We start from the raw sequence: 7,052 nt of genomic DNA on the forward strand, positions 1-7,052 counted from the left end.
GGCCAGGTCTGGATCAACGACCCGGCGAAACGAAGGCAACCCGAACCACAAGGTTCATAGCACCGCGAACGTCTCATTTGACTTGACAACTACCGCGGCGAGGCGGTGTGCTCAGTGCGATGCCGAACTCTCGCATTGAAGGGGTGCAGGTCGATCTCCCTTCCGGCTCCGTCCGCGACGGCCAGCGCGCTGGGAAGCCAGTCTCGCGAGACTTCCGGGGACCCGGCCCTGGTCAGGATCGTCCGCCGCGGAGTTCGTCCAGCAGTACGACCAGGTCGAGGTCAGAGTGGACTCGGGTCGTCTCACCGGCCAGAGCGTCCACACCCCAACCGACGTCCACCGATGCCGTCGCGCCCGCGGTCTCCAGCAGGTGCAGGACTTCGACCACATCAGTTTGACTCAGTACGGGGGGAACTCTGGCAGCGCCTACGTCCGGACGCGATCGAGATACGTGACACAACAGCAGCCCGGCACTCGACGTCGCGCCAAGCGCAAGCGGAGTGTGGGCCACACCAGGCCGACATCACCCAGTCAAGCTCAGTACCTCACCCCTTCCGAGTTCGAACAACAACTGATCACGACACCTGCGCTGTCACTCGTTGCACGAAACCCGGTGTCCACTCCCCAGGAGAAACCTGCCATGACCGACCTCATGGCCCGCCGCCTCGCCAACGCGGCCACCCTCTCCTGGCGCAACCCGGCACCACCGGCCGAACAGCGGTTTCCTGAAGGGAACACCGGGAGAAAACGGCCTCTCGCAGGTGTTTCCTACCAGGTCACCGGTAGCTCCAGCGGAAACCGTCTGATCGTCTTCGTGTCCCACCGGACCTCTTCGGGAGGCACGGCGAGCCGTAGCCCGGGGAATCGCTCCAGGAGCCGTCCGGCGGCTACTTCGAGTTCAGCCATGGCCAGTGGCATGGCGATGCACCTGTGCCCTCCCCAGCCGAATGTCATGTGCGGGCTGCTCGGGCGGTCCAGGTCGATGAGGTGGGGGTTCGGGAAGCGTTCGGGGTCACGGTTGGCGGTCAGATAGGAGACGTGGACGTAGTCGCCGGCCCGGACCCTCACTCCGTCCAGTTCCAGGTCCTCGAGCGCGATCCGGGGAATGCCCACCCCTTTGCGAAAGGGGATGTGGCGGAGCATCTCGTGCAGGACGTCGGCGAGGGTCTCGGGTTGGCGCCTGAGGTGTCGCAGCAGTTCGGGGCGGGTCAGGAGTAGGTAGACGATGTTGCTGATCTGGCACGTCGCCGTGTCCTGGCCACTGAGCGCCAGCATCAAGGCCGTTACCGCGAGTTCCTTGTCGTCGAGCTGTTCCTCACCGTCCCGTGCTGCGGCCATCGCGCTGATGAGGTCCGGGCCGGGCGTGTCTCGGCGTTGTTCGACGAGTTTCGCGAAGTACGCGGTCAGGTCTGCCTTGGCTGTGGCGGCGGCTTCCCTGTTGTCGGCGCCGACGACGAGTAGTTGATGCACGGATTCCTGGATCCGGGGCCATTCCCGGCGTTCGACGCCGAGGAGGTCCAGGATGGTGTGGTGGGGAAGCGCGTCGGCGAGGTGAGAGACCAGATCCGCCGGTGGGCCGTGTTCCTCCATCCGGTCGAGCAGGCGGTCCGCGAGTCGCGTGATCCGGTGTCGCATGCCTTCGACGCGCTGCGGGGTGAACGCCTGGGAGGCGAGGTGGCGGACGCGGCTGCTGTGCGGCGGATCCATGACGTTGATCGACTCTGGGGAGACGATCGGCTCCGGTGTCATCCGGGGGTAGTCGTGGCCGATGATGCCGGCCCGGCTGAGCCGGAGGTCGGTGGTCACCTGTCTGACGGCGTCGAACCCGGTGATGAGCCATGCATCGGCGTCGCCGTAGGGGAGCCGGATCCGTGCGGGGGAGCCGCGACGCATCAGGTGCGCGAGCGCGGGGTCGAACTCGAGGGCTTCGCTGAAGTCGAACAGGCAGGTGACGGTCTCGTGGTCCGCGGTCATCAGTCGGCTCCTCCGGGCATGGGTACGACGTTGGTGGTGTCCACGGCCCGGCGCAGGCTCCGGGCGAGTTGCACGGCATCGCCGACGGCCCAGTGGACAGAAGTGGTGGCGCCCACCCGACGTGCGTCCGCCGAATCCGCGGGCTCGGTCATCACCGGCTGCGCCGCCATGCCCTCCCGCGTTTCTGCGGGCCGGGCGTCGGCGTTGGTCCGGGCCCCGGTGAAGACGCGCGCTGAAGCCGCGGATGCCATGGCGCAGGGGACCTCCACGAAGGCGTGACGGCCACCTGTCGCTCCAGGGGGGCAGTTCAGTCATGGGCAATGGGCAATGGGCATGCGGTGGTCCGGGCGCGCAGCTCAACGGGTGCTGGAGCGGCATCGCCCCACTACCAGGGCGCCTTCGGCCGCGGCGGCAGGGCGCCGCCGGCGGCGAACAAGCCGGTGTTCTGGACGCTCTGGCTGGCGCCGGAACCGGTTGCTGCCGCAGCGGTGGGCACCTTGCCGACATGCCCGGCCTTCAGGTGTCCGTACAAGGCCGGGGAGGTGGCCGTCGGCGGCAGGCTCGACGCCGGCTCACTCCTCTGCCTGGTGACGATCCTGGGCCTGGTGGCGGGGTCCAAGCCGTGGACGACGATGACCGCGATCCTCTTACGGATCGACTGCAGCGTCGCTGCATCGAGCCTGATGGTGCGGTGATGGGCGAAGCCGGGAGCGATCTCGGTGTTGGTGCCCGCCGCCCGGCTCGTGGCACCGCTGACCGGCAGGGTGGTGGTCCGGATCGCCCTGTAGGAGGGCTTACCGTCGGCCGTCCTGGCCACGCCGTCGTGGCTGGCGTCGGCCTTGTCGGTCGGGCACGCACCCGTCGCGCCGCCGTGGAGGTGCTGCACGTGCGGGTAGGGCGCGTTCATGAACGTGGTCGCGACACCGGATACGTGCTCTTCGACGGTGGCCTGGTTGCCTCTCAGCAACAGAGTCAGGGAGCCGGAGGCCTTGTGCCGGCCGTTGAGGGGGACCGGTTGCAGGACGGCCCGGTCCGTGGTCGAACCCCCGTGGGAGTACTCACTTGCCATGATGGGGGAGGCCACGGCGCCGAGTATCGCGAGCGGAATGAGGACCGGTATCGCCTTCTTCATCGCTTTCCCGTTCTGACGGTGGGAGCCCGCCATGCACAGCGTTGTCCACGGCGAGGGAAGGTGTGGGGCCTTGCGCCAGTGAGTCTTCGGTTCCCCCGCAGAGATGACACCCCGACCGTGCCGTGGTACGGCGCGGCGGCTGCGGTCCTACCAGGAGGCCACATCAGCCGCTCTTCCCAGCCGATACCGCTGTTCCGCCGCCTTGCCGCGCGGTCCTCACCGAGCCGGCCCGCAAAGCGGCCATTGGAGTGAGGGGAGTCTTCACCTGCCGGCGGCGGCACCTGAACCGACCGGACACCGGACAACGGGCTGTCTCCACCCCTTGGCGCCGGCGCACCCGGCATCCGCGGTGGGACTTGCCGGTCCTGAGTGCTCAGCGGCTTGTGTGCGCGGTTACGTCCTGAGAAGTGGTGTCCGGGCCTCCACCTGACCCGGGTGTTTGTTCCGGTGTCGGAGTGAGTGCCCGGACACCAGGACGCCCAGGCCACCGTTCCGCTGCGCCCCGTCGCCTGGCGCGCGCCTACGAGCGCACCGCCACGGCCGCGGAGGCGATGACGCGCTCGCAGGCCCGCTCGGCCTCGGCGTGCGCGGCCGCAGCGCGCTCTGCCTCCTCGCGGCGTTCTCCAGCCGCTGACGCGAGGACGGCTCCCGCTCCTCCAACAGCCCCCTGGGCGACGGCATCCAGCCCTCCGCCGGTACGGTGACGCGGCGCGGCACCTGCATCCCTGCCGCCCACTCGCCGAGAACATGCCTGAGCTGCGAAAACAAAGCCATCACGCGCGGATTGACAACGGCTTCCCACTGCTCCGGATCCGCTCACTCAAAAGATCTCGGGAGATCGCCGAACCTGCCGCGTCAGGCGGCCGCCACCCAACGGTCAAGGTTGGCCTGCTTCCCCGACGCCTGCTGGTGAGACCCCGTCGATGCTGGCAAAGCCCCGATCCTGGGACCTCGATCCTGGGACGGCGGCGTACGGCCGGACGGCTCACCCGATGCGGCCGCGCACGGGGCGGGAGGTGACGTCCAAGCGGATCCGGGCGTGCAGGTCTTCCTGGTCGAGGACGCGTCGCAGGACGGCCAGGGCCTCCCGTTCGATCCTGGCGCGGATCGGGCGCGGATCGGCATCGGCGGCGAGGACGACACGCAGGTCCAGGCGTGGGTAGCGGGAGCTGTGGGTGAGCCGAGCGTGTGCCTGGTGGACGCCCCGGTACGAGTGCACTTCGTCCTCCAGCGCGTCGGTGACCGCGGCAGCGCTCAGCCGGGTTGCACCCCGGCTGCGGTCGGCCTCCAGGGCGAGGGTCCGCACCCCCGCCGGCCGTAGCTGGGCCAGGGCCCAGATCACCCCGACGATGGCCACCAGGGCGGCGGCGGCGCCGACCACGGGCCACACCCAGCCCGAGGCCGCCGCGTAGTGACGTTCGCTGGGGACGAGCAGCGCCGCATCCGGGCCAGCCGATCCGAAGAACCCGGCGCCTCGCAGCAGGGCCAGCACCCCGCCCGCCAGCAGCACCAGGCCCACCAGAGCCAGCGCGATCCGGTTGATGCGGTGGGGAGGACGGTTCATGGACGTCTCCCGGCGGTGCGCACTTTCACGGTCACCCGGTACTCGCGGGCGGTGCACAGCGCCTCCAGCCGTTCGCCGACCGCGGCGCTGACCAGGACGTGCAGTTGCTCGACGTCGCGCCGCGGTGTGGTGGCCTTGACCTTGACCCGGCGGCGGCCGATCCGTGTGCGTTGTGCGTCGACGCCGTCGATCTGCCCGACGGCGTCGGCCACGCTGCGGCGCAGGCCGCGCCGGGTGAGGACGACGCGGGTCTGTCCGTCCGCGCTGAGCAGCGGGACCAGGCGGCGTCGGCCGCGGGAGGCTGCCGTGCGCAGCAGGAGCAGGCCCGAAAGGGCGATCGCGGCCGCCACAGCCATGACCGCGGGTTCGCCCCAGCGACTGTCCGCGAGGTGCGTGGCCAGAGCCTGCTGCGGCCAGACCACCGTGGTACGGCCGACCGCCACCGCGATCACGTCGATGAGCACGCTCAGGCCGGCGGCGGCCAGCACCAGGGCGGTCAGCGCGCACAGGATCCGGTGCCCGACCCCGCTCATCGCACCCTCCGTGCCGACCGGGGCGCAGGCGGCAGCCGTGCGATGTCGATGTCGACGTGGTCCACGTGCAGCCCGGTCAGTTGTTCCACCCGGTCGATGACATCGTCGCGCAGCCGCCGGGTCGTGGCACGAGCCGAGGCCGCCCACACGAGGGAGACGGTGATGGCCAAGCCGGTGACCTGGCCGTCGACCCAGGCCGTCACTCGCGCCGGACGGTCCATGCCGTGGCGTCCGAAGGGCATCGCCAGCACCCGGGGCACATCGCCGCCGAGCCGTTCGGACTCCTGCACCACCCGGGCGGCGATCTTCTCCACGACCCGTTCGGCGATCATGGTGCGGCCCGGCCCGCCTGCTGGATCAAACGCCTGATCCTGTGGCGCGTCGGTGTCGACGCCATCGCGGGGGCCGTTCACACCCGCGTCCGGGAGCGGTGGGTACCGGCGCGGTAGGCGTCGCGGGACGCCCGCAGGTCGAATCCTCCCTCGAAGACCCAGCCGACAAGCAGTCCGGCCAGCCCCACGACCAGGACCACGACGAAGGCGACGATGCCACCGAAGACACCGGCGAAGCCCAGAGCCACGCCAAAACCCAGGCCGAGAGCGGTAGGAGTCACAGCACACCTCACAGCAGACGGGCGGAAGCAAACAGGAAGCGTTCGGCGGCCCTCATCCGCCGGGAGGCAGATCGCCGAGGTCCAGGTCCTCGATGACCACGTCCACCACCGCTCCCGGGGCGACGGCGGCCACGGCGTCGCGCACCTGCGCGCCGATCTCCGCCATCGCATGGCCGTAGCGGCCGACCACGTGCACGCGCACGACTTCTCCCGCGACCTGTACCCCCGCCACGCGCCGCCCCGGCAGACAGGCGGCGGCGGCACCGAACGGGCCCGCGGACAGCCGGCTGACCGCCGGACAGCCGCCCGCGGCTGCCGCGATCACATCAGGGTCCCGCTCGGGCATCAGCGCGGCTCCCGCCGCAGTGAGGCAGGAGAACTGGGACTGGCTCATTGCACGCGCGTGACCGGACTTGCGTCCGCGTCCTCGTCCGCGTCCCCGGCCACGCGGAGATCGTCCACCGCGATGTTCACCTCGACGACCTGCAGACCGGTCATGCCTTCGATCGCCTGGATGATGTTACGGCGGACCGCGGCGGCCAGCTCCGCGATCGACACGCCGTACACGCAGACGATGTCCACGTCCACCGCGGCTTGCGTCTCGCCGACCTCAACCGACACACCCTGGGTGACGCTCGGCCCCCGCGAGCCCGGGATGCGCTCGCGTACCGCGCCGATCGCCCGCGGCCCGCCGGTGCCGAGGTCGTACACCCCCGCCACCTCACGGGCGGCGATCCCGGCGATCTTCTGCACCACCACGTCCGCGATCGTGGTGCGCCCCCGCTCCGTCACCAGGCTCTTGGGCCCGGTCATGGAAGAGGGCGGGTTCCCGGAGGTCCCGCTGCCTGCCCCGGATTCTGCGGACATTGCACTCATCAGCTGGCACCTTTCGATATGATTGCGTGCCTTTCATCCGTTATTCACTATTGTGAGACATACCACAAGTCCTCACGTCTGCTCGGATGGCATTCCAGTACCACGGTGGCCAGTCCCTGACCGCGACAGGCCCTGGGCGTCTGCCGTGGGGCCCCCGCTGCTGCGGACGTGGGGGCAGGACATCGCTCCGACGTACGTCTACGGGATCATCCCCACCCTGCCCTCGCCACCTCCGGGACACCGGAGCCTCGGGGAGCGGGGAGGGAGCTAGTGTCCCGAGTCTTAGGAAAGCCGTAGAAGTATGCTGGGCTCATGGCGCGCATGGGTCGGCCGACGGTCGAAGTGGTTCTGACGGATGAC

At 69.8% G+C, this 7,052-nt stretch carries 10 protein-coding genes; all 10 read right to left on the reverse strand.

Features of this window, described 5'->3' with window-relative positions; all coding sequences use genetic code 11:
• Positions 1–232: 232 nt before the first annotated feature.
• Positions 233–388, reverse strand: a complete 156-nt coding sequence (locus tag ACFC02_RS40740; protein WP_376367777.1) for a nucleotidyltransferase domain-containing protein — start codon at positions 386–388, stop codon at positions 233–235.
• Positions 389–768: 380 nt separating this feature from the next.
• On the reverse strand, positions 769–1,974 hold the full coding sequence (locus ACFC02_RS40745) for a cytochrome P450 (protein ID WP_376367779.1): 1,206 nt from the start codon (positions 1,972–1,974) through the stop codon (positions 769–771).
• Positions 1,974–2,225, reverse strand: coding sequence for a hypothetical protein (locus ACFC02_RS40750; RefSeq protein WP_376367781.1), 252 nt, complete (start codon positions 2,223–2,225; stop codon positions 1,974–1,976). Before ACFC02_RS40750 ends, ACFC02_RS40745 begins: the two co-directional genes overlap by 1 nt.
• Positions 2,226–2,359: 134 nt before the next feature.
• Positions 2,360–3,106 (reverse strand): hypothetical protein, encoded by a 747-nt coding sequence (locus ACFC02_RS40755; protein ID WP_376367783.1) that lies wholly within the window; start codon positions 3,104–3,106, stop codon positions 2,360–2,362.
• 985 nt (positions 3,107–4,091) lie between these two features.
• Positions 4,092–4,670, reverse strand: coding sequence for an alkaline shock response membrane anchor protein AmaP (gene amaP, locus ACFC02_RS40760; RefSeq protein WP_376367785.1), 579 nt, complete (start codon positions 4,668–4,670; stop codon positions 4,092–4,094).
• Positions 4,667–5,203, reverse strand: a complete 537-nt coding sequence (locus ACFC02_RS40765) for a DUF6286 domain-containing protein (protein WP_376367787.1) — start codon at positions 5,201–5,203, stop codon at positions 4,667–4,669. The genes amaP and ACFC02_RS40765 overlap by 4 nt, the downstream gene beginning before the upstream one ends.
• Positions 5,200–5,535, reverse strand: a complete 336-nt coding sequence (locus tag ACFC02_RS40770) for a hypothetical protein (RefSeq protein WP_376367789.1) — start codon at positions 5,533–5,535, stop codon at positions 5,200–5,202. Before ACFC02_RS40770 ends, ACFC02_RS40765 begins: the two co-directional genes overlap by 4 nt.
• Before the next feature lie 77 nt (positions 5,536–5,612).
• Positions 5,613–5,816: a hypothetical protein gene (locus ACFC02_RS40775; RefSeq protein WP_360976292.1), complete on the reverse strand. Its 204-nt coding sequence runs from the start codon at positions 5,814–5,816 to the stop codon at positions 5,613–5,615.
• Between the two features lie 52 nt (positions 5,817–5,868).
• Positions 5,869–6,210: a hypothetical protein gene (locus ACFC02_RS40780; protein WP_376367791.1), complete on the reverse strand. Its 342-nt coding sequence runs from the start codon at positions 6,208–6,210 to the stop codon at positions 5,869–5,871.
• Positions 6,207–6,629 (reverse strand): Asp23/Gls24 family envelope stress response protein, encoded by a 423-nt coding sequence (locus tag ACFC02_RS40785; RefSeq protein ID WP_376367793.1) that lies wholly within the window; start codon positions 6,627–6,629, stop codon positions 6,207–6,209. The genes ACFC02_RS40780 and ACFC02_RS40785 overlap by 4 nt, the downstream gene beginning before the upstream one ends.
• Positions 6,630–7,052 lie beyond the last annotated feature (423 nt).

The sequence above is a fragment of the Streptomyces sp. NPDC056160 genome (assembly GCF_042268205.1).
Lineage (GTDB): Bacteria > Actinomycetota > Actinomycetes > Streptomycetales > Streptomycetaceae > Streptomyces.

Bases quoted from the DNA above. Each gene is read 5' to 3' on its own strand.
- ACFC02_RS40745 (WP_376367779.1), bottom strand. From the start codon at position 1,974: ATGACCGCGGACCACGAGACCGTCACCTGCCTGTTCGACTTCAGCGAA.
- ACFC02_RS40750 (WP_376367781.1), bottom strand. From the start codon at position 2,225: ATGGCATCCGCGGCTTCAGCGCGCGTCTTCACCGGGGCCCGGACCAAC.
- ACFC02_RS40755 (WP_376367783.1), bottom strand. From the start codon at position 3,106: ATGAAGAAGGCGATACCGGTCCTCATTCCGCTCGCGATACTCGGCGCC.
- amaP (WP_376367785.1), bottom strand. From the start codon at position 4,670: ATGAACCGTCCTCCCCACCGCATCAACCGGATCGCGCTGGCTCTGGTG.
- ACFC02_RS40765 (WP_376367787.1), bottom strand. From the start codon at position 5,203: ATGAGCGGGGTCGGGCACCGGATCCTGTGCGCGCTGACCGCCCTGGTG.
- ACFC02_RS40770 (WP_376367789.1), bottom strand. From the start codon at position 5,535: ATGATCGCCGAACGGGTCGTGGAGAAGATCGCCGCCCGGGTGGTGCAG.
- ACFC02_RS40780 (WP_376367791.1), bottom strand. From the start codon at position 6,210: ATGAGCCAGTCCCAGTTCTCCTGCCTCACTGCGGCGGGAGCCGCGCTG.
- ACFC02_RS40785 (WP_376367793.1), bottom strand. From the start codon at position 6,629: ATGACCGGGCCCAAGAGCCTGGTGACGGAGCGGGGGCGCACCACGATC.